The 24,111-nt window shown below is 41.6% G+C and carries 21 protein-coding genes; 8 read left to right on the plus strand and 13 right to left on the minus strand.

What is annotated here, in order from left to right; all coding sequences use genetic code 11:
- Positions 1–157 precede the first annotated feature (157 nt).
- Entirely contained in the window at positions 158–739 is a 582-nt protein-coding gene (locus IQ244_RS07610; protein ID WP_193891549.1) for a Uma2 family endonuclease, read from the plus strand.
- A gap of 71 nt (positions 740–810) precedes the next feature.
- On the opposite strand, the gene IQ244_RS07615 is transcribed toward IQ244_RS07610, so the two are convergent.
- The 4 genes from IQ244_RS07615 to IQ244_RS07625 form a co-directional block, all read right to left on the minus strand.
- Positions 811–1,458, minus strand: a complete 648-nt coding sequence (locus IQ244_RS07615) for a Uma2 family endonuclease (RefSeq protein ID WP_193891552.1) — start codon at positions 1,456–1,458, stop codon at positions 811–813.
- Positions 1,459–1,557: 99 nt separating this feature from the next.
- Complete coding sequence (locus tag IQ244_RS32955; RefSeq protein ID WP_265578909.1) at positions 1,558–1,683, minus strand: hypothetical protein; 126 nt, start codon at positions 1,681–1,683, stop codon at positions 1,558–1,560.
- A gap of 127 nt (positions 1,684–1,810) precedes the next feature.
- A complete protein-coding gene (locus tag IQ244_RS07620) occupies positions 1,811–2,350 on the minus strand; it encodes a CAP domain-containing protein (RefSeq protein ID WP_193891555.1) in 540 nt (179 codons plus the stop codon).
- 249 nt (positions 2,351–2,599) lie between these two features.
- A complete protein-coding gene (locus IQ244_RS07625) occupies positions 2,600–3,265 on the minus strand; it encodes a TetR/AcrR family transcriptional regulator (protein WP_228058797.1) in 666 nt (221 codons plus the stop codon).
- A gap of 197 nt (positions 3,266–3,462) precedes the next feature.
- Between IQ244_RS07625 and IQ244_RS07630 the strand changes: the two genes are divergently transcribed.
- Entirely contained in the window at positions 3,463–5,046 is a 1,584-nt protein-coding gene (locus IQ244_RS07630; RefSeq protein WP_193891558.1) for a DHA2 family efflux MFS transporter permease subunit, read from the plus strand.
- A gap of 140 nt (positions 5,047–5,186) precedes the next feature.
- Here the strand turns inward: IQ244_RS07630 and IQ244_RS07635 are convergent, their stop codons facing one another.
- The 4 genes from IQ244_RS07635 to IQ244_RS07650 all read right to left on the minus strand — a co-directional run bounded on the left by IQ244_RS07635 (position 5,187) and on the right by IQ244_RS07650 (position 11,188).
- Positions 5,187–6,899, minus strand: a complete 1,713-nt coding sequence (locus IQ244_RS07635; protein WP_193891561.1) for a diflavin flavoprotein — start codon at positions 6,897–6,899, stop codon at positions 5,187–5,189.
- A 198-nt stretch (positions 6,900–7,097) separates the two neighbouring features.
- Complete coding sequence (locus tag IQ244_RS07640; protein WP_193891564.1) at positions 7,098–8,816, minus strand: diflavin flavoprotein; 1,719 nt, start codon at positions 8,814–8,816, stop codon at positions 7,098–7,100.
- A 514-nt stretch (positions 8,817–9,330) separates the two neighbouring features.
- Complete coding sequence (locus IQ244_RS07645) at positions 9,331–10,530, minus strand: argininosuccinate synthase (RefSeq protein ID WP_193891567.1); 1,200 nt, start codon at positions 10,528–10,530, stop codon at positions 9,331–9,333.
- A 301-nt stretch (positions 10,531–10,831) separates the two neighbouring features.
- On the minus strand, positions 10,832–11,188 hold the full coding sequence (locus IQ244_RS07650; protein ID WP_193891570.1) for a hypothetical protein: 357 nt from the start codon (positions 11,186–11,188) through the stop codon (positions 10,832–10,834).
- Positions 11,189–11,480: 292 nt separating this feature from the next.
- Between IQ244_RS07650 and IQ244_RS07655 the strand changes: the two genes are divergently transcribed.
- Positions 11,481–12,602 (plus strand): sensor histidine kinase, encoded by a 1,122-nt coding sequence (locus tag IQ244_RS07655; protein WP_193891573.1) that lies wholly within the window; start codon positions 11,481–11,483, stop codon positions 12,600–12,602.
- A 307-nt stretch (positions 12,603–12,909) separates the two neighbouring features.
- Positions 12,910–13,473: a Uma2 family endonuclease gene (locus tag IQ244_RS07660; protein WP_193891577.1), complete on the plus strand. Its 564-nt coding sequence runs from the start codon at positions 12,910–12,912 to the stop codon at positions 13,471–13,473.
- 446 nt (positions 13,474–13,919) lie between these two features.
- Here the strand turns inward: IQ244_RS07660 and IQ244_RS07665 are convergent, their stop codons facing one another.
- The 4 genes from IQ244_RS07665 to IQ244_RS32960 form a co-directional block, all read right to left on the minus strand.
- The gene (locus IQ244_RS07665; RefSeq protein WP_193891580.1) at positions 13,920–15,965 is read right to left on the minus strand and encodes a serine/threonine-protein kinase; all 2,046 of its coding nucleotides are present in this window, start codon (positions 15,963–15,965) and stop codon (positions 13,920–13,922) included.
- Between the two features lie 283 nt (positions 15,966–16,248).
- Entirely contained in the window at positions 16,249–16,653 is a 405-nt protein-coding gene (locus IQ244_RS07670; RefSeq protein ID WP_193891583.1) for an ExbD/TolR family protein, read from the minus strand.
- Entirely contained in the window at positions 16,637–17,284 is a 648-nt protein-coding gene (locus IQ244_RS07675; RefSeq protein ID WP_416209764.1) for a MotA/TolQ/ExbB proton channel family protein, read from the minus strand. The genes IQ244_RS07670 and IQ244_RS07675 overlap by 17 nt, the downstream gene beginning before the upstream one ends.
- Positions 17,285–17,590: 306 nt before the next feature.
- Positions 17,591–17,713, minus strand: coding sequence for a hypothetical protein (locus IQ244_RS32960; RefSeq protein ID WP_265578910.1), 123 nt, complete (start codon positions 17,711–17,713; stop codon positions 17,591–17,593).
- Between the two features lie 33 nt (positions 17,714–17,746).
- On the opposite strand from IQ244_RS32960, the gene IQ244_RS07680 reads away from it, so the two are divergent.
- From IQ244_RS07680 to IQ244_RS07690, 3 genes are all read left to right on the plus strand, one after another.
- Positions 17,747–18,307, plus strand: a complete 561-nt coding sequence (locus tag IQ244_RS07680) for a pyridoxamine 5'-phosphate oxidase family protein (protein ID WP_193891586.1) — start codon at positions 17,747–17,749, stop codon at positions 18,305–18,307.
- Between the two features lie 379 nt (positions 18,308–18,686).
- A complete protein-coding gene (locus IQ244_RS07685) occupies positions 18,687–19,976 on the plus strand; it encodes a serine hydrolase (protein ID WP_193891589.1) in 1,290 nt (429 codons plus the stop codon).
- A 219-nt stretch (positions 19,977–20,195) separates the two neighbouring features.
- Complete coding sequence (locus IQ244_RS07690; RefSeq protein ID WP_193891592.1) at positions 20,196–20,708, plus strand: GNAT family N-acetyltransferase; 513 nt, start codon at positions 20,196–20,198, stop codon at positions 20,706–20,708.
- Positions 20,709–20,900: 192 nt separating this feature from the next.
- Here the strand turns inward: IQ244_RS07690 and IQ244_RS07695 are convergent, their stop codons facing one another.
- A complete protein-coding gene (locus tag IQ244_RS07695) occupies positions 20,901–23,219 on the minus strand; it encodes a tetratricopeptide repeat protein (protein ID WP_193891595.1) in 2,319 nt (772 codons plus the stop codon).
- Between the two features lie 198 nt (positions 23,220–23,417).
- Here IQ244_RS07695 and IQ244_RS07700 point away from each other — a divergent pair, with 198 nt between their 5' ends.
- On the plus strand, positions 23,418–24,092 hold the full coding sequence (locus IQ244_RS07700) for a Coq4 family protein (RefSeq protein WP_193891598.1): 675 nt from the start codon (positions 23,418–23,420) through the stop codon (positions 24,090–24,092).
- The last annotated feature ends 19 nt before the right edge of the window (positions 24,093–24,111 follow it).

Below are 24,111 nucleotides of genomic sequence, written 5' to 3' on the forward strand. Positions count from 1 at the left end.
GGCTTCAGGGGCAGGGGGGGAAAGACTTAGTGCAAGTTTCTTCTCCCCTGCTCCCTTGCTCATCTCCACGGAGCAATTTTGGGTTGGTACACTACTAGAGGCTATAACCATGTAGCCCTCCAAGCTAAAATCAAAACAACCCAGAAACAATCTTGCTATGGTAGCCATCTCCCCACAACCGCAAAAAATGACCATCGAGGAATATCTCGTATGGGAACCCCAGCAAGAACTTCGTTATGAATATGTCAACGGCGAAGTTTTTGCGATGACAGGTGGGACAATTCCCCACAATGACATTGCACTGAATTTTTACAGAACCTTATACCCACATTTACGTGCTAGAGGTTGCCGAATCAATGTGTCAGATGTGAAAGTCCAATTTGATGCTAAAAGCATCTATTATTATCCTGATGTGATTGTTAGTTGCGACTCTCAAGACCTGAATGCGCGCAAATTTATTCAAAATCCCACAATCATTGCTGAAGTTCTCTCCCCTGGTACGAGTAGCAAAGATCGGGGCGAAAAATTCACTAATTACTTAACAATTCCTTCTTTACAAGAATATTTATTGATAGATTCCGAAAAAATCTCTGTTGAACGCTACTCTCGCGGAGAGGGAAGAATGTGGCTTTACTATCCCTACACTGAGGGAGATATGATTACTCTATCGAGCATAGAATTTGAGTTGGTGATCGCACTACTCTATGAAGGTGTGGTATTTGCACCAGTAGAAGAATAGTTGATGACGCGATTCGCTGTTTGGACTTTTGGTTACTGAGCCTGTCGAAGTATGCCTGAACCTAGCGATTTTCACAAATCAAAAACCTGTTGTGCAGTTAGGTTGAGTTTAGGGAAAGTGGGGGAAACAATGACATCATTACCTCTAAATAGCCTCTTGACATATTCCCCATCGATTAATTCACACACAAAAAGAGCAGGTTGTTTGGGATTACCAAGAAAATCACGTCCCCCTAACCCTGCATAATCAACAATCCAGTATTCGGGAATACCCATTTCTTCATAGTCGCCAAACTTATCATAGTAATCGTCCCGCCAGTTAGTACTAACAACTTCCACTATTAATTTGACCGAGGTTGCATTTTGAATAACTGATTCACTTTCCCAACGTGTTTCCGTACCTATAGTTTCTTGGTTGAGAACAATGATGTCTGGCTCATAACCTGACTGATTACGATTAGGTTTAACAATCGATTCTCTAGGAATAAACCAAATATCACCTTTCGTTGTTTCTCTAATAGTTATAAGTAGTTTTTCAATCAGGTGGCCTGTTAATTTAGAATGCTTGCCTCTGGGTTTAGGCATCTCAACAATTACCCCATGATGTAATTCGTAGCGCTGTTGTGAGTTCTCTGGATACCATTCGATAAATTCATCAAACGTAAATGTTTTTACTTCAGCTTGTGTTTGGCTCACGTCGCTTTGCTCCAAATTCAGCATTAACAATCCCAATAAATCAGTAAGTCCGCGTTAATATATCAGGAGACAGAGGGGAAGAGGATTTTAGTTGATTATAAATCTTTGACTTCCAAAGCGCGTTCACGGAGTGACTCTGAAAGAGTATCGCCTGTAATGTTTTCCCAAAGTGCGATCGCACTTTGGGAAAACTTCAAGAGCGATCGCACCAGCACTCAAAGCAGCGATAATCAGAGAAATAGGTTCCATAGTTAATTTTCAATAAGTTTGCAAGAGCAATTCGATGTATCTAAGAACCATACAGCAAAAATAGGATGCGTTACTTTATTGGCGTAACGCATCCCAAGTTTTAACTAAGTTTTAACTGAATTCCTTCCTATCGTTTGAGGATAAATATTTGGGTGAAGTAAACCGCACCTCTGCTATTTACCGCCACACCAACACCTGTAAGGTTGTAATTACCTTTGATATTAGCCAAATGTCCTGAACTTCTCAGCCAGCCTTGCACGGCTTGGGTTGCAGGATCTCTATATCCCTGGTTGTAAGCCACATTTTCTGCTGCTGCTCTGTAGGGAATTGTCACTGCGATCGCTTGAATTCTTGCGCCAAAACCATCATGACCAAATGCAACTTGACCATTGGCCATATTTTGACTGTGAATTCTGGCTTGATTGTCAATAGTTGAGTTACGGGCTAATGCTGGTAGACCTAGAGAAGCTCGATATTGATTGATTTGACTGAATACTTGACTTTCGAGGGTTGCCGTATTCACCGTAGATTGTGCCAGTTGAAAGTTATTATCTGACATTTGGGTACGTTGCAAAGTAGCAGTTTGAACTGGTGCGGGAAAAGCGATCGCACCTCCAATCAAGGCTAGAGTTGCTACACCAGCACCGGAAATTTTATTCTTAATCATTAATAGGTAGCCCTAAACACACTGAAAGAACACACTTCCAGATAATGTAACCGGACTTATGTATATTAAACAAATGGGTTATTGGTCAGCATCTAGAGATTTATACTGCTATATCTAGTAAAACTGCCAGTTAATTAACATATTCATCGATTTGCAAACCTGGCAAATAGTAAATAAGTTGGGCGATCACTCCACCCAATGGGGTATCTTTATAAATCAATAGAATATCGAGTCCAAAAGTTTCGATTGTCAATTTTTGCCAACACCTTGAATAATTAGCTCCATTGTCTGACGCATATAAGCTGCCAGTGGTTTCTGTGTTGGTTTAAAGACAATCGCATAATATAACGACCCACTCACCAAATCAATAATTAATTCAATGTCGGCATCTGGTTGAATTTCACCTCTTAATTTAGCGCGTTGCAGCACCTCGGCAAAGGCATCACGTCGGGGTTTTGTATATTTTTTCCAGTAGACTTGAGCAAACTGCGGATTACTAGAAGCTGTACTAATGATTAAAGCGAGTGTCTGACAGCCAAGGGGACTCTGAATTCTCTGGGCTGCATGATCGATAACAATATCCATATCGCCCCAAAAGCTACCAGTATCAGGTATTTGCACATCTTCCCGTAAGCTTTCGATCGCATCTGCTACTAGTTCCTCTTTGCTGGTGTAGCGCCTGTAAATTGTCGCTTTTCCTACTCCCGCCCGAATAGCGATCGCTTCCATACTCATACTTTGGTATCCTACCTCCGCCAGTAGTTCCAGAGTCGCTTGCAGAATGGCTTGATCTGCATTGATACTACGTGGTCTTCCCGGTGAACTGATGTGCTTATTCATAATCGCTTTAGTCTCAAACTTCAGACATAAAATATCGCCATTGCGGTCTTTGGGTAGATTCAAAGATGAACTCATTATCAAATACTTAAGTACAGTTCATGTTCCCTTTAACTCTCCATTGCTATCTATCTTGAGACAGTTTTTTGAGTTTTACCAAAGTTTACCCTTGACTTATCTTAATACAATACGATACAGTCTCGTATTATAAACAAGAGTGAAAAATCAAAGCTAATTCTCAGAATTTCTGAATTTAAATATCACTGCTATTAAAAATGGCTAATATTAAAACTTCTACCTTCAACCAAGCTGGCTATGTACAGGGAAGGCTGAAATGGGCGATCGCCTTTACCGCATCTTTAGGTGCAATTTTAGAAGTAATTGACACCAGTATTGTTAACGTAGCGTTGACTTCCATGCAAGCCAGTTTAGGCGCAACCGTAAGTGAAATTGGCTGGGTAGTAACTGGTTATGCGATCGCCAATGTCGTCTTAATTCCCTTATCTGCTTGGTTAGGAGATTACTTTGGCAAAAAGACATACTTTATCTTTTCCCTGATTGGCTTTACAGTTGCTTCCGTAGTTTGTGGACTGTCAATTAACTTGCCGATGCTGATTTTATCGCGCATTGCTCAAGGGTTATTTGGTGGTGGACTATTAGCCAAAGCCCAAGCCATTTTATTTGAAACCTTTCCGCCAGCCGAGCAAGGTTTAGCACAAGCCGTATTTGGCGTAGGAGTAATATCCGGCCCAGCCATCGGCCCAACTTTAGGCGGCTATCTCACCGATGCTTTAGGCTGGCGCTGGATTTTCTTCATTAACATTCCCTTTGGGATTTTAGCAGTTGTGATGGCTGTGATGTTTCTGCCCCAAGACAGCAAAAGTAAAACCCAAAGTCAAGTCGTAGACTGGTTAGGAATTGGGCTATTGGTAATTGCCATTGGCTGTATGCAAACTGTTTTAGAAGAAGGTGAAAAAGAAGATTGGTTTTCCTCTGGGTTCATCATTAGTTTGACAATAGCCAGTGTTATGGGATTAGGGCTATTTATTTGGTGGGAACTCAAAACATCACATCCGGCTGTGGCGTTGAGAGTACTGCGTCATCGTTCTTTAGCGGCGGGAAGCTTTTTATCAGCAATTGTCGGTATGGGACTTTATGGCGCACTTTTCGCCGTGCCGATTTTTGCTCAAAGTGTCCTACATTTCACCGCCACACAAACAGGATTATTGCTGGCTCCTGGGGCGTTAGCATCAGCAATTGTGATGATTCTCCTAGGCAAATTATCCACCAAAATAGATGCTCGATTATTGATTGCGATCGGTGGAGTAGGAACCGCCTTTGTTATGTTTGATTTATCAAAACTTACCATCCAAACAGGCACAGATGATTTATTTTGGCCTTTAGTCTGGCGGGGAGCTTTCACAGTCTTAATGTTCTTACCTCTAAGTTTAGCTACCTTGGGGCCGCTACCCAAGCAAGATATTTCTGCGGGTTCTGGCTTTTACAACCTGACGCGACAGTTGGGTGGTAGCATCGGCATTGCCATACTCACAACTCTGCTAGATAAACGCGAAGCCTTTCATCGTGCTATTTTATTAACCGATCTCAGTCCCTATAATTTTGAAACCAATCAGCGTCTTGATATGCTCGCAGGAGCAATGCAAAGTCAAGGAATGGATGCAACAACCGCCCAAACACAAGCCTTGGCTTTACTGGAGCAAACTGTAAATATCCAAGCTGCTGTTTTGTCATTCGCAGATATTTTTCGAGTTGTAGGCGTGGCGTTTCTTTGTTCTTTACCTTTGTTGCTATTCTTAGGTAAAGGTGGCGCAGGAGCCAAAGCCCCAGTTGGGCATTAGTAATTTAAGGCTTACGCACAAGCAACGAAAAAACGACCCACAAAGGACACGAAGAAATAAAAAAGAGCCAGTGCTGCCTAGAAAATTCAGCACTGGCTTTAGTTGTAATGTCCGCAGGGCGGTAGGGAAAGGGAAATTTGTTAGTAATGAGTACCTGTTTTGCGATGATTAATTGCTGTCACCGCATCAGGTTTAATTAATTTACCGTTGTCAACAGTGGCGTAAACTACCCAGTGGTCGCCACATTCCATACGTTGCTCAACGGAGCATTCGACGTAGGCGAGAGCATCGGTCAGAACTGGAGAGCCATTATCAGCAGGAGTAGTGCCGAAAATGGCAAATCTATCTTCACCGGGGGCGAAATTCTTGCGGAAATGTTTCATGTATTCTTGTTGATTGCCTTCTGCCAGGATATTTAAGGCAAACTTACCGCCAGGATACATGAGAGATTCTATGGCGCGTTCTTTGGCGATCGCTACTGTTAAACCAGGTGGGTTAAAGGTGGCTTGTGATACCCAAGCGCCCAACATCCCGGTAGAAACGTCGCCTTGCTTGGCGGTGATTACACAAACTGAACCAACAATGCGGCCTACGGCTTGTTCTACAGGGGTTGCAGATTGTTGGGGAACGCGTATTTTTCTGGCTTTTTTCAAACCCTGGGCGAAGTCTGTACCAAGTTCTTCGCAGAATTTGAGGGTAACATCGTCGGGTTTGAATTTAACTTTTAAGGTTTCAAAACCCAGGCGATAGCCAGCATCCCGCAATTTACCTTCAATCATTTCCACGGCTTCACCACTCCAGCCGTAGGAACCGAAGACACCCGCAACTTTGTTGTTATCACCAACTTTTAAGACAATCCCCAAAGCACTGTGAATTGGTGTGGGTGCATGACCACCGATGGTAGGCGAACCGATAATGAAACCGTCTGATTTTTCTACCGCCGCCTGGATTTCTTCAGAATTGGCAAATTCGCAGTTGATAGATTGAACTTCAACGCCGCCCTTAGTTAATCCCAGAGCGATCGCCCGTGCTAATGTGGCGGTATTACCGTAAGCTGAGGCGTATAGTAGGGCAACAGAAATTTCTCGATCTCTTTGAGAACGGCTCCAGTCTGCGTAAGCTTGGGTCAATTCAATTAAGCTAGTGCGAACTATTGGCCCGTGACCAACCGCATACATCCGCACTTGGTAATCAGAAATTTTTTCTAAGGCGGCTTCGACGTGCTGCGCCTGGGAAGCCATCAAACAGTTGTAGTAGTAGCGTTGGTCTTCTTTGATTTGTTCCCAGTTGTCATCAAAGACTTCATCACCGCAGATATGTGCGCCGAAAAGTTTATCCGTGAACAAAATTTGCGTTTGCTGGTCGTAGGTGCAAAGACTTTCTGGCCAGCGGGGGTTGGGAGTGGGGAAGAATTTCAATACATGACCCTTGCCTAAATCTAGGTTTTCTTTCCCCCGCATCACCAAAATATTTAAATTGTCATCTGGGAAAGCCGCCTTTAAATTAGCCGAACCAGGTAGCGAACAAACAAAGGTAATTTGGGGAGCCTCTTCCAGCAATGCTTTGAGGGTTCCCACTCGGTTGGGACTAAAATGTCCCAGAATAACGTAATCTAATTTTTTCAAATGGATAGTCTGCTGTAACGCTTCCAAAAAAATTGTGGTGAAGGTATCAGCAGGTGGGTCAATAATCGCAGTTTTATCACCTTCCAGGACATAGCAATTAGAGGTTGTACCTCTTTCTAATGCGTATTCAATTTCAAACCGCAAACGTGACTGACTACGCGCTCTGAGAACTCTGGTGTTTGTCGCAATGGGAAAAACCTGTACGTCACGGGGTTTGGAATTGCTCATAGGTGTTGGGTGATGTGGAGATAAAAAGGGCAAAAACCGAGCTTTAACGGATTGAATAAAGCGAGTGAATGAATTGGAAGATTGCATAGATTTGTTAAATATTGGCAGCAGGGAAGATGGAGTGCAGGAGTATAGGATGCAGTAGTGACAAGAACTATCTTTTACCTTCTGCCTTCTGCCTCCTGCCTCCTACCTTCTTTAGTAGTAATTACCTACTTTGCGATGGCGAACTGCGGTTAAGCCCTCTGGTTTGGAAACACGACCGTCTTGGACTGTACAATATAAAATCCAATGGTCGCTGCATTCCAAGCTGCTTTGCACTTCACATTCCATGTATGCCAGCGCATCTGTCAAAATGGGTGAACCATTTTTGGCGGTTTGGGTTTTCACACCTGCAAATCTATCAGCACCGGGATGTAGACGCTTGAGGAACTGCTTTTTCAGTTCTTGATAGTTGCCTTCTTCTAAGACGTTTAGCACAAAGCGATCGCCTATTTGCATCAAAGCATCAATGGCGCGGTCTTTGGCAACGGCAATTGTAAATCCTAAAGGTTGCAAGCTGGCTTGACTCACCCAAGAAGCCAACATTGCACTGCTAACATCACCTTTTTTGGTGGTGACAATATATAAGCCGTTGCTAATCCGTCCTAGGGCTTTTTCCATGTTCACATCAAGGGCTTTGATTTGCTTGATGTTACGTTCACGGGTGACGGCTTGCCCTAAGTCTGTGCCGGCTTCAGTACATAATTGATATGTAGATGCGGTGGGCGCTTCTTTAATCCGAATGGCGGGGAAGGCTTCTTTGACACCTGAGTCAATAAATTTCCGGCGGAGGGTATCGATTGGTTCATCATCGCCACCAAAGCATTCAAACAAGCCAAAGAATTGTTTGTCTTTAGCGACAGATATTAAAGAACTAATCCCAGCTTGCGCCGCAACGGAAGTAGAAGGAGGCATCCCAATGATAATACCTGCGGCTCTACCTGCGAGTTCTTGAATTTCTTGGGCTTCGGCGGTGCTGATGTCAAGCATTTCTACACCAACGCCAGTTTTTTGAATCCCTTCAGAAATAGCTTGACCGAGGCGATCGCTATAACCATAATCAGAAGCGTAGAATAAGCCAACGGTGGTAAGGGCTGTGGCTTGTCTTTGGCTCCAGTTTTGGTAACACTCGGTGAGGATATCTAGATGATGATAAAGTAAAGGCCCGTGACCATTTGCGATGATTTTAATCTTGCCGAGTTCGCCCATCCGCTTCATCGCATTCAATAGCGATCGCGCATTTGGCCCCATGAGACAGTCATAATAAAACCTAAAGTCTGCTTCGATCGCTTCTAAATCTTCGTCAAAGGTGCGATCATCACAAAAGTGCATCCCAAAAGCATCGCAAGTATAGATGGTTTGGGTTTTGCGATCAAAACTAAAGATGGTGTCAGGCCAGTGTAAATTAGGCGCGCTCACAAATTCTATTTCGTGACCTTTGCCAATATCAATGCGATCGCCACTTTTGACAATCCGCTTGGAAAAGGGTTCGTGTACCAAACCTTCCAAAAATTGTAGGGCAATTTTAGAAGCTAAAACCGTGGCTCTTGGTGCTAATTGCAATACATCTTCCACCAAGCCGCTGTGGTCTGGCTCTGTGTGGCTGACAATAATGTAATCAATAGTCTTGGGGTTGACGATACTTTTGAGGGTGTCTAAATACAGTTGGCGAAACTTCTGGTGGGAAGTATCAATCAAAACTGTTTGTTCGCCCCGAATTAAATAGGAATTGTAAGTCGTACCGTTTTGCAATCCGAATTCGATATCGAAGCGATCGCGATCCCAGTCAAGACAGCGAATCGCCGTGGTGTTTGGGGCAATTTCTACAGTTTGGACAGTAAGCCGATGCTGAACATTTTCTGCGATCGCTACCATTATTCGTCTCCGAGCGCAAATATTTAGTAATCTTTCTCTGCCCCCATTGTGCGACTAAATCATTTTTAAAGTTGTAATGAAGACTAGTTTTCTCAAATTGGCAGTTGTATCAATTATTGCTGTTTTTCAGCATTATTTTTAACTCAGAAATTTTCCTTGTAAATCAGTCACAGTCAGAGTATTACGTTTTAAATGTTAATATTTGTTGGCATAATTTAAAATCCCTAACATATCATACATAACTTATTTTTTTGATCATATTTCCGTAACAAAAAGCATAGATTTCCACACCGATGTGTTTAAAATTATCTGCATAAAAAAATGTTTCGCCCAGAGACGCAAAGGCGCAAAGTGCGAAACATCAAAATATAATTTCTGCATTGCTGAATATGAGGATGAAAATTAAAAATTCAATCTCTCAAACTCTTATTCTCCGCGCCTCTGCGTCTCTGCGTGAGGTAAAAAACATCCTACTAATCAGCAACGCCTAATTTATTTGATTAGTTAGCCGAAATTATCTATCTTGTTGCGCCCAAATGCGGGTGGGAAGACCCCAAACATAGATAAAGCCTTCGGCGGCTTTGTGGTCAAATTGGTCTTCAGCGCCGTAGGTGGCTAAGTCTGGGGTATAAAGGGTGTTGTCACTCCAACGACCGACTATAGTGGCGTTACCTTTGAACAACTTCACCCGCACAGTTCCCGAAACACGCTCTTGTGTTTGGTGAATGAACGCGTCCAGGGCGGCTTTTAGGGGACTGTACCACAAACCGTTATAGACCAATTTGGTATAAGTGTCTTCAATACCGCGTTTGTAGTGGGTGACATCTGCGGTTAAAGTGAGGCTTTCTAAATCGCGGTGTGCTTGAATTAGGACAATCATGGCTGGTGATTCGTAGATTTCCCGTGACTTGATACCCACCAGGCGATTTTCAATCATGTCAATGCGACCGATGCCATGATTGCCTGCTAACTCGTTGAGTGTTTCAATTAATTCAACAGGGTTTTTGGCTGTACCGTTGACAGTGGTAGGGATACCTTTAGTAAAGCCAATTTCAATATATTCTGGCTCATTGGGAGTATCAGCGATCGCCTTTGTCATCTGATAAATTTCTTCTGGGGGTTCGACGGCTGGATCTTCCAACAAACCCGCTTCAATACTGCGACCGAGCAAGTTTTTATCAATACTGTAAGGCGAAGACTTTTTCACAGGTGCAGGAATACCGCACTTTTCACCATAAGCGATGGTTTCCTCACGACTCATCCCCCATTCCCGCGCGGGTGCTAAAATCTTCAAGCTGGGATTTAAGGCAGCACAGGAAACGTCAAAGCGTACCTGATCATTACCCTTACCAGTACAACCATGTGCGATCGCATCAGCACCGTATTTTTGGGCTGCTTCTACTAATATTTTGGCAATTAGGGGACGAGCCAGCGCCGTTCCCAGGGGATAGCGATTTTCGTAAAGTGCATTGGCTTGAATTGCCGGAAACGCATAATCTTTCACAAAGCTGTCTTTGACATCAATTACCAGAGACTCACTAGCACCCGACTTGAGAGCTTTTTCTTTAATTGGCTCTAATTCATCTCCCTGGCCTAAATCTGCTGCGAGAGTAATCACCTCTTCCACACCCCACTCTTGCTTGAGGTAAGGAATGCACACAGAAGTATCTACACCACCTGAATATGCTAAGACAACCTTTTTGGCGCGACCCATTGGTTTCTCCAGTTAGGACAACAAAGAATGACACAATATTATATCGGACTAATACAGATAGATTGTCTAAGGTTGTGCGATCGCCCTAATAGTTGTAGAGAGCGCTTTGATTGCCTCGACCGTGCAACGACTCTTCTCGGTCGAGGTTTATTGAATTTCTTAGCGTACAATTTTACCAAAATGGCGCTGTGAACCCAATTGCAACTGCTGCCACAGGCGGTGAGTGATATCAGGCGAGTGCTGTCCAAATCTGGGTGTATATGGCAAGACTTTTGAACTGTTACCCAAGAGTATGAAGTGATTAAATCAGACTAGGGAGCAGAATTGACCCAACAAGAGACAGAGTTAGGAGTTGGCGACTTAGCCAATCAGCGTTTTCGCGCAGGATATGCAGAATACTACCGTGAACCACTGTTTCTATCTGTATCCGCTCCTGTAGAGGGAAAGAGTCGCGGCTTTTGGGGGTGCTGGATAATTCCTGTACCCCTTCGACTACATAGCGGTTAGGGACATGACTTAGAATGTGGGCAATTAACTTTTGACGCAACTCATGAATCGAAAAAGCTAATTGATAAGGATGCTCAGGGTACTCATATAAGACATTCTCAATTTCTTGAATGACTATTGGCAATGTTAAATTAATCAATGTATGTGGCATTAGTGTTGTTTGATATAGATGTTTACTTTCAAGCTTAGATTCATTTGATGAATGTACAGCCTGTTCTCAAAAATATTTCCAAATATTTTTAATTGCTCTTCTTTTGAAAAGTGTAACAACCAGACGTTTGAAATCGAGTATATACAAGAGTTTGATTGATAGTTGAATTGTATAAGTTGATTAACGATGCAGAAAAAACGTAGCCAGATTTATTTTAATTAACCAACAAAGCGATCGCTTTTCTACCGATCTCCTGATGCTAGAATCAGTCTAAAATTAATGAAGATTTATAATGTTACATGAATTTTTATTAGCAGAACGTAACGAAATTCTCGCCTTGTGTTCAAAAAAGATCGTGCATCTTGCTGATTCCAGAAGTTCGAGCGACGAAATGGAAAGAGGATTACCTGTGTTCTACGATGAACTCATTGAGGTATTACGTGCTGATTCTGATATAGATGAATCTGGGGAAGCACATAACAATAACAGTTCTATAGAAAGTGTTCACAGAGCCTCCGCAGAGCGCCGGGGGAAAGAGTCGTTAAAACTTGGCTACAGCATTTCTCAGGTTGTTCATGGCTACGGCGCTCTTTGTCAATCTATCACTCAGTATATTCAGGAGAATAGTAGTGAAACAGCATCCCCTCGTGAATTCAATCGATTAAATTTCTGCCTCGATATCGCTATTGCTGAAGCGGTTACAGAGTTTAATCGAGGTCAGCGCGAGAATGCAGAGCGGGATGAGGTTCTACGTCTGGGATTTTTAGCACATGAGTTGCGAAATGCTTTGACCTCCGCTACTTTAGCTTCCCAACTTATAATCACAGGGAAAGTCGGAACCAATGGAAGTACATCTCATGTTCTTGAAAATGCCCATAGGCGTATGAGAGAAATTATTGATCGTTCACTTGTTGAGGTGCGACTGTGGAACGACCCAACTGTCCAATATCAGAGATGTCGAGTTATTCACCTAGTCAGTGAAGTTGAGGCTACTGCATGGTTTGAAGCAAGTGCGAAATCAATTGAGGTGCGTGTTGAGGTAGCGCCGGAATTGGAGGTTTTAATAGATCGTCACCTAATAATATCTGCCCTATCGAATCTGGTTCAAAATGCCATTAAGTTCACCAAGAAGGGTGGGATTGTATGGATACGCGGTAAGGCTCTAGGTGGGCGTGTTTTGCTTGAAATAGAGGATCAATGTGGAGGACTCCCGCCTGGTGAGCCGGAAGAACTCTTTAAGCCTTTTTCTCAGATGGGAACAGATAAATCTGGAGTGGGGATTGGGCTGACAATTTCACGACGCGCCGTGTCGCTAAACAAGGGTATACTCTCAGTTCGCGATGTCCCCCATCAAGGATGTGTGTTCTCAATTGATTTACCCTTAGCCTCCTCCCCTCCACAGATGTCAACTTAACACGAAACTCCATACCACAAAACACTTTTGCAAGAGTTCTGTTATATCAATTCTCGATGACATAAAGTATATCCATTGCCAGTAGAAATTTTAAGGTTCACGCAAAAGCGCATACTTCAACTTCGCTCAGTAACCAGAGGCGCGGAGGGTGAGAAGAAAGTTTGACTAATTCGGAATTTGTAATTAAGGAACGTAGTGTCGCTCTTTATTTTCAACCTCATAAATTCCTGAAAAGCTAAGGTGTATTTCAGCTTGCTTTTAGCAGTGGTATTCCATAATTAAGATACAAGCGACAGTGGAGGCGGTGATGACTGTGCAGTTATTAAGACATAAATTCACAGTGCAGCAATATCATAAAATGATTGAATCGGGTGTTCTTACAGAAGATGACCGGGTGCAACTGATACGCGGAGAAATTATTGAGATGTCGCCGATTGGGACAAAACACGCTGCTTGTGTAAAGTGCTTAAATAAACTCTTGTCTAGTAAGTTAAGAGATAGAGTTCTCATTGCTATTCAAGACCCTGTGGAACTGAGCGATAATTCACAACCGCAGCCAGATGTGGCTTTACTCAAACCCCGTGATGATTTTTATGCAGCTGCACACCCCCAACCCCAAGATATTTTCTTATTAATTGAAGTGGCTGATTCGACAATAATCTATGACAGGGAAGAGAAGATTCCTTTATATGCAGAAGCCAATATAATTGCAGTTTGGTTAGTAGATATTAACGAGCAAGTTGTGGAAGTTTATCAACAACCAAGCGCTACAGAATATCAGGATATACAAAAGTTTTCTGGTGGGGAAAGTTTATCAATTCCAGGTTTTCCTGATGTCACAATTACAGTCAATGAAATCTTCGGTAGATAAATTACTACCTCTTTCCTCTCCCTCTGTGTTCTCTGTGTCCTCTGTGGTTCGATTTTACAGAGGTCTTTTTGTCTCACGCAAAGGCGCAAAGGCGCAAAGAAGGATTTTAGAGGTATTGTAATTGTCTTTGATGAAGGGCGATCGCTCACATATCCCCAACATAAACTAAAGCATGAGGTAATTTTCCTCTCATTTCAGCCTCAAAGGTTCAACTGTCAGCCTTTAAGGCTCAACATTCACCCTCAAAGGCTCAACTTTCGACCTCAGAAGTTCAACGTCCACCTTCAAAGGCTCAACGTCCACCTTCAAAGGCTCAACATTCACCTTCAAAGGCTCAACTTTCGACCTCAAAGGCTCAACGTCCACCTTCAGAACCTCAACGTTCATGTTCAAAGGCTGAAGTTTCAAGTATAAATTACCTCCTGCTTCCTGCCTTCTGCCTTTGATTACTGTGCTATACGCCAAATCTTGATAGTATTATCTTCGCTGCCGCTGATAATCGTCTTACCGTCAGCAGTGAAATTGACAGATGTCACCGTATCTGCATGACCTGTTAAGGTGTTGATGACTTCGCCTGTCGCTAAATTCCACAGTTTAATTGTACGATCGCGGCTGGCACTGGCTAAAGTTATACCATCTGGGCTAAAAGCCACACAGGTAACGGTGTTTGCATGGCCTGTTAAGGTACGGATGACTTCGCCGGATGCGACATCCCAAAGTTTAATGGTGCGATCGCGGCTGGCGCTGGCTAAGGTGGTACTATCAGGACTAAAGGCTACTGATGTGATTGTATTGGGATTTCCCGTCAGTGTGCGGGCTGGGTCTTCTTGGTAAAGATGCCAAAGTTTAATTGTTTTATCAAAACTACCGCTGGCTAAATTTCGACCATCTGGGCTAATCGCCAGTGAACGTACCCAGTATTTATGCCCTTTAAGTGTGCGAATTAACTTCCCTGTGCCTAAATTCCACATTTTTAGGGTGTTATCATCACTACCACTCACCAAAATTTTCCCATTGGGACTAATAGCTAATGCTTGAATCGAATCAGTATGTCCCATTAGGGTGTAGACTATTTTCCCTGTTGCCAAATTCCAGGCTTTAATCGTTTGATCATCACTCCCACTCACTAAAGTTTTGCCATTGGGACTAATAGCCACAGCATTAACTTTTTGCGAATGTCCATTTAGGGTGAGTATTTCTTTTCCAGTGGCAATATTCCACATTTTAATAGTACGTTCCCCTTCGCCACTACTGGCAATTGTCCGCCCATCGGGACTAATGGCGACAGATACAACAAATTTTGCTGTTCCTTTGAGGGTATTAGCTAAAGAAATATTTCTCACTGGGAAATTGGGCGACTGACCAAAAACAACTTCACTTTGAGTAGAACTATTATTTGATGGCTTTAGTCTCGATAACAAACTAGTTTGAATCTGGCGATATTTTTGATACCAAGAATCACTAAAACCAAATAACAAAATAAAAGCAGCGCCTAAAACTAAACTTTTGACAAAAGCATATTTAAAGGAGAACTTTGAACTTGGTTGAGTGACTGTGAATTTTCCCGATGACTGTCCGGCGGCTGGTAAGGCGCGTGGGAGTGAGGGAATTAAATCTTTGATTACTTCATCGGCTGATTGGTAGCGTTGACTTAAGTCTTTTTGCAACAGCTTTGTTATCACGCCATCCAATTCTGGCGACAAGGGACTCCGCAAATATTGTCGCCAACTGTGCGCCCAGCCATAGCCATGTTCCATCCACAATTGAAAAGGAGAAGTTCCCGTTAAGAGATGAAAACAGGTCGCCCCCAAACTAAATAAATCACTAGCTGGGTAAGCTTTACCGTCTCTGATTTGTTCCAGTGGAGAATAACCATGAGAACCGATAGATGTCCCGCTTTTATTCTTGACTTTCTCGGTTAACTGCTTAGAAGAACCAAAATCAATCAAACTTAAGCGCCCATCATAACGACAGCGAATTAAATTTTCTGGTTTAATGTCTCGGTGAATCACACCGCGATCGTGAATGAATTTGAGTACAGGCAGTAAATCAAGTAAAATTGCTTGAATTTCATTCGCTTTATAGACTTTGCGCTGTTGTAACTCCTTTAACAAGTTCTGCCCATTAATAAACTGTTGTACCAAATAAAGGCAGTTATCTTGTTCAAAGTAAGCAATCAGTGTGGGAATTTGCGGATGTTCGCCGAGTTCTTGCAGTCGCTTTGCTTCTTCTGCAAATAACTCCATTGCTTTTTTCTGCGACCAAGTTCCTTGAAATTTCGGCGCTAATTGCTTAATGACACACAGTTCATTGAGTTTATCGGTATCTTCAGATAAATAAGTTCTGCCAAATCCTCCCTCATCGGAAAGCACCCGAATCACCCGGAAGCGATTTCTTAACAGTGGTACCAAAGGGGTACTACAAGTCTGGCATGACTGCTTTCCTTTAGGATTTAGGGGATTTGGACAATCGGGATTTAAGCAGCAGATCATTATCTGACAGGCGCAACTGCATAAAAATTTTTACTAAGTTAACCCCGATATTTCCCTAGATATGATTGACTCTCACGTATTGATGGTAGACCCCGCTGGTAGTGGGGAGTGGGGAATTAATTATATAGTCAATTTTGGTAAATGCTCATGAGTTTTCCTCAATTCTGGAAAACTACGAGAGTCATCAGCTGAATTTTATTGATTATAGCAGCAGGCAAAAGTAGGAGATAGGCTGAGAGTGTCATTAGTCATTTGGATTGACAAAGGACTAATGACAATGTAACTAAGGCTTTTGTGTGGCGATCGCTAACTTTGCACCTGGGACTTGTCTAACTTGATCCATCACCGCCACTACCTTACCATGTGTGACTGTTTCATCAGCATTCACAATCACTAATGCTTCTTGGTTATCGCCTACCAAGGTACGCAATTGTCCCGCTAACCCATCAACGGTGGTGGGTTGACGGTTGACACTTACTACTCCATCTTTATCTACTGTGACTGTAATTTTAGCTGGAACTTGCTGCTGTCTGGCTGTCGCCGCTTTGGGTAAGTTGACTGGTAAACCTTCTGAGCGAGTTAAAAATAAGGTAGACATAATAAAAAATGTCAAAATCGCAAATATCACGTCAATCATCGGCACGATGTTAATTTGCGGTGGTAAATCCGGCTCATCTTGTAGACGCATAGGTTCTGTCTCCTCGTTCATAGCGACGGCGATAGAGTAGCTCTAATTGTCCGCCATATTCTTGTATTGCGGCAATCTGACGTTGATATAACCCTCGAAAGGTATTAGCAAATAAAAGTATAAAAATAGCCACAATTAAACCTGAAGCTGTGGATACTAGCGCTTCACTAATACCCGCGGTAACTCCTGCGGTTTTTGTCCCGCCTACATCACCCAAGTTTAATGATGCAAAAGAAGCAATCAAACCCAATACAGTACCTAGTAGACCTAAAAGTGGTGCAAGACCAATAATTGTGTCAAACATATTTTGAAAACGTTTGAGAACCGGGATTTCGGCTTGCGCTTCACTTTCTAGTGCAAGGCGAAATTCTTCTGGGGTTGGTTCTTCTAGTTGCAACGCCGCTAAAAAAATCCGTGTCATGGGCAAATCTGCATTCTTTTGCAATTTATCCAACGCGCCAACAACATTATCAAGGCGGTAGAGATTCAACACTTCTCTGACTATGCGGTTTTGTCGGGTATTGATGCGATACCAAAAACGTACTCGCTCAATAATTAAGGCAATTCCCACCACACTAAACGCCAGCAGGGGCCACATGACTACGCCACCTGCTACAAACAACTGATACATGGGCAATATCTCTACGAACTAAAGGGACAACGTTACAGTTAGACTACCAATTTCTCAGTACTAAATGATATATCTTATCAATAAGCTAGAGAAAAAATCAAAAATTATTTCCTGTTCAGTTTACTTTTAATGACATGATTAATCATCATTTATCAAGATTTTCTTAGCTCAAATCCTTACTGTTAAAGTATTTTCCTCTGCGGATAGTTGATAAAAGTTAACTAAGGGATTTTTTGGCTTTATTGCTTGGCTTTTGCGACAGAGCATTTTATCTTAACTGATTAACTAAAAAGAAATTGCAATAAATTAGAGCAGCAAAGCCGCCTGTAGCTTTGGTTGAGAAGCGATCGCCCGACGTTGAGAGTTAAAGTATATTTTGCGTACCAACTTACCCAACGCCCAAAAAATTACATCATTTGGCGTTATCAAAGATATATCTTACATTTGTATTCTTAATCATCTATGGCTAAACTATTTAACTCCATAACAGAAGAACTACAAGAGTTTATTGCAGCCCAAAACCTTTTCTTTGTAGGAACCGCGCCTCTGAGTCCAACGGGTCACGTTAATCTATCTCCCAAAGGTCTCAATTGCTTGCGGATTTTATCACCCCACAGAGTAGCTTATCTTGACCTCACAGGTAGCGGTAACGAAACTTCAGCCCATTTGCAAGAAAATGGTCGCATCACCTTTATGTTTTGCGCCTTTACAGAACCACCACGGATTCTGCGACTTTACGGTAAAGGATACGTAATTTTGCCGAGTTACCCTGAATGGGAATCTGTATATTCAGTGTTTCCTCAAATACCAGGAACTCGTCAAATTATCGTAGCTGATATTGAGATTGTGCAAAGTTCCTGTGGTTTTGGCGTTCCTCTTTACGAATATCAAGGTCAACGCCAAACATTAGTAAATTGGGCTAGTCAAAAAGGGGAAAAGGGCGTTCGAGAATATCAACAACAGAAAAACAGCATCAGCATTGATGGTTTACCGACACCATTAAGCCAATTCTCTGAGGGTTAAAGCGGCGTTTCATATATTTCTAGTTAATCTGACCCAAAAAATCTCAAATTTTTTGTCAATATTCTCTAGTCCAAAGAAGGTTGATTTTTGACCATAGATTGTAGACTTTTGACAAAAATAACCTTTATGGAGAAATTTTATGATTGCTGACACTCTACAACTAAGTTTATAAAACATAGCGTCAAAAATCGATACATATCAGTCCTATTTTCTGCCTCTATTCCTAATTAAATTTGGTGTAAAGGAACTATTATGTGGTTTCCGTGTCTTGACGTAATGATTTGCTACGAATTATGATTCGAGTTTATTCCGGATCAACCGGGACATCCTCGAAAATTGGTGCAAGTAAATTCAACTTTCGCTCTACATAATCACACGCATGAGATTACGCTTATTTCTGTTTAGCGTTGTCAGTATTGTCCTGCTTTCTTCTCCAGTAAGAGCATCTCGCTTAGAATCTTGGAGCTTTGACACCGCACAAAATCAACTGAATATTACTACGGCATCTGGTGTTAAACCAAGAGCATTTTTAATTCAAAACCCCACACGGCTAGTTATCGATCTTCCTGGTACCAAACTAGATACAAATACAGTTCGGAAAAACTTTGGTTCCGCTGTCCGCGAAATTCGTGTTGGGAAGGTTGACGATACGACAACAAGACTAGTAGTTGAATTAGCACCTGGATACACCGTTGACCCTAGCAAGTTGCTGTTACAAGGTGATTCTTCTACCCACTGGATAGTGAAATTTCCATCGGTAGAACGCATTACAAATCCCGTTAATAATCCTGTTTCTTCAACTAGTGAAGAGCAAATTCCGGTTTCAGTTAGTGATATTTCTTTGTTTGCGGGAGTTGTACCTTTAGGTAAAGAAATACCAGAACTGCGATCACAAGTCAAAGCCTTAGCCTCTCGTTATCGTTCTCTAGATGCAGGAATGTTCTTTTTAGATTTAGAGACAGGTAACTATCTCGATTTAAACGGCGAAAAAGTCTTTCCCGCAGCCAGCACAATTAAGTTTCCGATTTTAGTTGCGTTATTTCAAGAAGTAGATGCAGGTAGAGTCAAACTGAACGAAACTTTAGTTATGCGGCGTGACCTAGTAACTGGAGGTTCAGGCGAATTTCAATATAAGCGTGCGGGAACTCGTTTTAGTCTGATAGAAACCGTGACTAAAATGATTACCATCAGCGACAACACAGCTACCAATATGGTGATTGACCGATTGGGTGGTAAAGCTAAGTTAAATCAGCGTTTTCGTGGTTGGGGACTGCAAAACACCGTCGTGCGGAACTTACTCGGCGACTTCAAGGGTACTAATACAACCAGCGCCAAAGATTTAGTCAGACTGTCAGCATTAGTTGCTAAAAATCAATTATTGACTGATTCCAGTCGTGGCAAAGTTTTGGATATTATGCGCCGTGTTCACAACACAAAGTTATTACCGGCTGGTCTGGGTAAAGGTGCGGTAATTGCTCACAAAACCGGAACTCTAGGCATTGTACTCGGTGATGCGGGGATTATTCAAATGCCATCTGGTAAGCGCTACTTAGCCGGAATTTTTGTGAGAAGACCTTTTAATGATTTAAAAGCGCGAGATTTTATCAGTCAAGTTTCTCGAATTGTTTATGGCTATTTAGACCAACCAAGAGTAGCCAGCAAGCCTTAATACTTCTGGTATAGCAGGGGACAGGTGAGAGGTGACAGGTGAAAGAGTTAAAAGTCTCTTATTGTCTAAGTTTTATCGCTTACCGATGTCCTAACCTAGATTACAAAGAAAAATTTTAATTGACGTAAGCCCCTAAGATGAATATCTAGGGGTTTTGCATATTAATTTATGGTATGTTTTTGGCGATCGCAGCATTCTAGCGTCAGCAAAATTTAGAATATGGATTATTCGATTCGTCTCCTCACACTACAAGATGAACCGTTTTTATGGCAAATGCTGTACGAAGCAGCGCAAATGAGAGAAGAAGGAAAAACAATACAGGATGTGATGATTCATCCTGATTTATCAAAGTATGTTAAAGGTTGGGGACGTAAAGACGATTTGGGATTTGTTGCTATCTATAAAAGCAGCAATCAACCAGTGGGAGCAGCATGGATACGGTTATTAACAGGGAAAAATCCAGGATATGGCTATGTTGATGATTCTACACCGGAACTTGCGATCGCAACTCTTCCAGAATATAGAAATCAAGGTATAGGAACTAAATTACTGACTCATTTACTCGCAGCAGCTAAAATATCCTACCCTTGTATATCACTCACTGTTAGAAGCACAAATCCCGCGTTGCATTTATATAAAAGATTCGGTTGGCAAGTTGTACCTAATAGCGAAACTATTAACCGCGTTGGTAGTATTTCTTTTAAGATGAAACTGGATTTTAACTATACTTAAAGAAGTGCGATCGCGCTGATCTTGTAGGGTGCGTTAACGAAGTAACACACCTTCAATGTGCTAATTCCGGTGCGTTAAGCTATCGCTAACAGCTATTAGGTACGATTAAGCAATAAGTGTAGTCAAGCAAGGAAGAAGAATTAGGAAAAGCTGAACATCGGACACAAAAATTTACTGCTAATCAAGAAAGTTTTAACCAGTAATCAACTGCTGGAATCTTTCATTATTGGTAATCTCATCAAAATCTATATCACCTTCCGCATCTTCTTTATATCTGGGATTAATATCTATTGCTTGTTGCAGACATTCAATTGCTAATTCGGCTTGTTTTTGGAGTGCATAACAAGCTGCTTTGTTGTAATAAGCAATAGCATAATCTGGTTTAATTGCGATGGCTTTATTAAATGCCGTGATCGCATCATCATCTAGTCCTAATCTTACCAAGGTATAACCGCGTTTATCCCAAAGTTTGGGCGAGTCTGGTTGAAATTTTAATGCTTGCTCAAATGAAGCTAATGCTTCTTCATATTCTTCTAATTCTATGAGGGATAGACCGCGATTTAACCAAGCAGTTGCATCATCGGGTTTGATTTTTGTGGCTTTATTAAAACAAGCAAAGGCTTGCTTATGCTGGCGGAGATTTCCAAAAGCCACGCCGCGATCGCACCATGCTTGATGATTATCTGCTTGTAGCTTGATAGACTGATCATAAGATGCGATCGCCTCTTTGTAGCGCTTTAATCTGGCGAAAGTTAGACCGCGTTTAAACCAAGCAGTTGCATTCTCTGGCTGGATTGTGACTGCTTGATTGTAGCAGGCGATCGCTGCTTCATATTGCTTTTGGGCAAATAAATCATCACCCTGTTGCAAATCAGCCTCTACTGATACTGGCGGTTGTGGAGTTTGTTGTTCTTTTGATTCTGTAATTTCTTGCAGAATTAATTCTTTGCGTTGTTGAGCATCTAATTGTAACTCTGAAAGTTGAGCTACAAATTCCGTTTCTAATTTTTCCAGTTTTTCGAGAATAAATAACTTTTGTTGTTGAGCATTTACCTGCAACTCCGAAAATTGTGCAGCAAACTCTAAACCAGATTTTTCCAAATTTTCGATAATTAAATCTTTATGGTTTTGGATATCTAATTGTACTGCTACTTGCAATTTTGCTAAATTTTCTAATAAAACCTGCTTTTGTTGCTCATACTCCGATGGTAAACCGGAGAGTTGCGATGTCAAACTATTGACTAATTCGGCAATATTTTGCAGTGTTTTATCTTTTTGATGTTCTGCATTGACTCTAATTTCCACCAACTCAGCGATAAATTCTGTTTGAGTTTTATCTAATTCTTCCAGTAAATTATCTTTGCGCTGCTGACTTTCAGAGCGTAAGCCAGATATATGCAAATTCAAACTCTGTTCTAATTCGGTGAGATTTTGTATTGTTCTATCTTTTTGATGTTCTGCATTGACTCTAATTCCCGCCAACTCCGAGATAAATTCTTGTTGAGTTTTACCCAATTCTTCCAGCAGATTATCTTTACGCTGCTTACTTTCAGAGTGTAAGCCAGATATATGCAAATTCAAACTCTGTTCTAATTCTGAAATATTGTTTTTAGTTTTATCTCTTTGTTGTTCTGCATCTACTCTAATTCCTGCTAACTCAGAGATAAAGTCTGCTTGAGTTTTTAACAAATCCTCAATTAAGACATCTTTTTGTTGTTGAACATCAGATTGTAAATTGGTGAGTTGAGTGATAAACTCTTTTTTTGATTTTTCTAAATAGTCCCAAGTTAAATTCTTGTGTTTTTCCGTCCCTATTTTTATTTCCGAGATTTGCGAAGCAAAGTCAGATTCTAAATTTCCGATATTTTCTAAACTTGTATCGCGTTTTTGTTGGGTAGTTAGCTGAAATTCTTGTAATTGATGACTAAATTCGGCTTCTAGATTTTCTAGATTTGTTTGCAGATGTTTGATTTCTGTTTCTAAGCCAGATAAGATGCTATTTTTGGACTGTACTAAATCAGCCGAAAAAGTAGATAAATTATCTTGTTCGTGTTTTATCTTCTGCTGCAAAGCTGCTGATTCATTGTCTAATTCTCGATTGATTTTTTTGACTTCTTGAATTAGATTTTCGGCTTCTTGCTTAACAATTATTATCTGATTTTGTAACTTTTCTATGCCTTGTAGCTGTCCCATTGCTCTGTCAACAATTTCCCGGATGGCGACTCGCCTTAACAGCCAAAATAAAGCAATCACGGCTACAGGAAATAGACTGAGTATGATTAACCAGATATTAAGTAAGATAGTTGTCTGATTCCCATTAGTTGGAACACGTTCCCGCAGTCGGGTTAATTCTTCCCGTTCGGAATTTGAGAGTACCTGGGCTACCGTTTGTTCTTTGGCGATGGGTAGTGTAGTTTGTCCACTAGCCAAACCAGTAGACAGCAGCAAGGGTGAAAAGGCGATCGCGCTTTTCAAGACTAATGCTAAAACAAATTGATTCTTGCTGTGCATCACAACCATCTTGATTTGTTCGGGCTTTTCTCCAATCTATAACAGAATTGAGTTATCAGTGATTGATAGGGTGTAGGCGTTGAAAATTTTCCCCCTTATACCCTCTTACATACCAATTAGACAACTAGAGTGCATAATTTAATTCCCTTGCTATACTGAACATTCTTCGTCAAGAATCAACTTCTGCGAGTCAAAACTATGCTACTTGGTAAAAATAGCGCCATACAACTAGATTTTTTGAAGACTTTAAAAGGAGCCGTTACCTTAGCACTTGATCCAGGGCGGGCAGATGCTACGCCGGATGTTGAAGATGGGATGATCAAGCTCAAAGCAACTCAGTTAGCTATTGATTATATTAAAACTTTACCGGAAGTTCAGGAAATTGTACAAGAGCGATATTTAGCTTCTCCCCCAGATATGACAGCCTTAGCCCAACTCCCTTCAGAATCTCTAGGACGGTGCTTTGCTGAGTATATTGAGCAAACTGGCTTTGACCCAAATTACTACCGTTCATTGCCAATCACTGATGACACCAGCTATATACTAACTCGCTTACGTCAAACTCACGATATCTGGCATTTGGTGACAGGATTAGGTAGTAATGTTAACGGTGAACTAGGCTTGCAAGCATTTTGCCTAGCGCAAATTCGGATTCCTTTGCCTATCTTACTAATTGCTGGCGGTCTACTACGCACCCTATTCACTGCTCCAGAGGAATTAGGGAATCTGTTGGAAAACATCGCCATCGGCTACCGTATGGGAGCTAAAGCGAAACCTTTTTTAGCGCAGAAGTGGGAAGATAATTGGGAAAAGCCTTTAACTGTGTGGAGAAAGGAATTAGATATTATAGTTGTTGACCAGTATATTCCTTAAATCGACTTGCTGCACTTCA

Source organism: Nostoc sp. LEGE 06077, from assembly GCF_015207705.1.
Classification (GTDB): Bacteria; Cyanobacteriota; Cyanobacteriia; order Cyanobacteriales; family Nostocaceae; genus Nostoc_B.

Bases quoted from the DNA above. Each gene is read 5' to 3' on its own strand.
- IQ244_RS32955 (WP_265578909.1), bottom strand. From the start codon at position 1,683: ATGGAACCTATTTCTCTGATTATCGCTGCTTTGAGTGCTGGTGCGATC.
- IQ244_RS07655 (WP_193891573.1), top strand. From the start codon at position 11,481: ATGTTACATGAATTTTTATTAGCAGAACGTAACGAAATTCTCGCCTTG.
- IQ244_RS07625 (WP_228058797.1), bottom strand. From the start codon at position 3,265: ATGAGTTCATCTTTGAATCTACCCAAAGACCGCAATGGCGATATTTTA.
- IQ244_RS07700 (WP_193891598.1), top strand. From the start codon at position 23,418: ATGCTACTTGGTAAAAATAGCGCCATACAACTAGATTTTTTGAAGACT.
- IQ244_RS07615 (WP_193891552.1), bottom strand. From the start codon at position 1,458: ATGCTGAATTTGGAGCAAAGCGACGTGAGCCAAACACAAGCTGAAGTA.
- IQ244_RS07690 (WP_193891592.1), top strand. From the start codon at position 20,196: ATGGATTATTCGATTCGTCTCCTCACACTACAAGATGAACCGTTTTTA.
- IQ244_RS07675 (WP_416209764.1), bottom strand. From the start codon at position 17,284: ATGTATCAGTTGTTTGTAGCAGGTGGCGTAGTCATGTGGCCCCTGCTG.
- IQ244_RS07635 (WP_193891561.1), bottom strand. From the start codon at position 6,899: ATGAGCAATTCCAAACCCCGTGACGTACAGGTTTTTCCCATTGCGACA.
- IQ244_RS07645 (WP_193891567.1), bottom strand. From the start codon at position 10,530: ATGGGTCGCGCCAAAAAGGTTGTCTTAGCATATTCAGGTGGTGTAGAT.
- IQ244_RS07610 (WP_193891549.1), top strand. From the start codon at position 158: ATGGTAGCCATCTCCCCACAACCGCAAAAAATGACCATCGAGGAATAT.
- IQ244_RS07670 (WP_193891583.1), bottom strand. From the start codon at position 16,653: ATGCGTCTACAAGATGAGCCGGATTTACCACCGCAAATTAACATCGTG.
- IQ244_RS07660 (WP_193891577.1), top strand. From the start codon at position 12,910: ATGACTGTGCAGTTATTAAGACATAAATTCACAGTGCAGCAATATCAT.
- IQ244_RS07695 (WP_193891595.1), bottom strand. From the start codon at position 23,219: ATGCACAGCAAGAATCAATTTGTTTTAGCATTAGTCTTGAAAAGCGCG.
- IQ244_RS07665 (WP_193891580.1), bottom strand. From the start codon at position 15,965: ATGATCTGCTGCTTAAATCCCGATTGTCCAAATCCCCTAAATCCTAAA.
- IQ244_RS07650 (WP_193891570.1), bottom strand. From the start codon at position 11,188: ATGCCACATACATTGATTAATTTAACATTGCCAATAGTCATTCAAGAA.
- IQ244_RS07685 (WP_193891589.1), top strand. From the start codon at position 18,687: ATGAGATTACGCTTATTTCTGTTTAGCGTTGTCAGTATTGTCCTGCTT.
- IQ244_RS07620 (WP_193891555.1), bottom strand. From the start codon at position 2,350: ATGATTAAGAATAAAATTTCCGGTGCTGGTGTAGCAACTCTAGCCTTG.
- IQ244_RS07630 (WP_193891558.1), top strand. From the start codon at position 3,463: ATGGCTAATATTAAAACTTCTACCTTCAACCAAGCTGGCTATGTACAG.
- IQ244_RS07640 (WP_193891564.1), bottom strand. From the start codon at position 8,816: ATGGTAGCGATCGCAGAAAATGTTCAGCATCGGCTTACTGTCCAAACT.
- IQ244_RS07680 (WP_193891586.1), top strand. From the start codon at position 17,747: ATGGCTAAACTATTTAACTCCATAACAGAAGAACTACAAGAGTTTATT.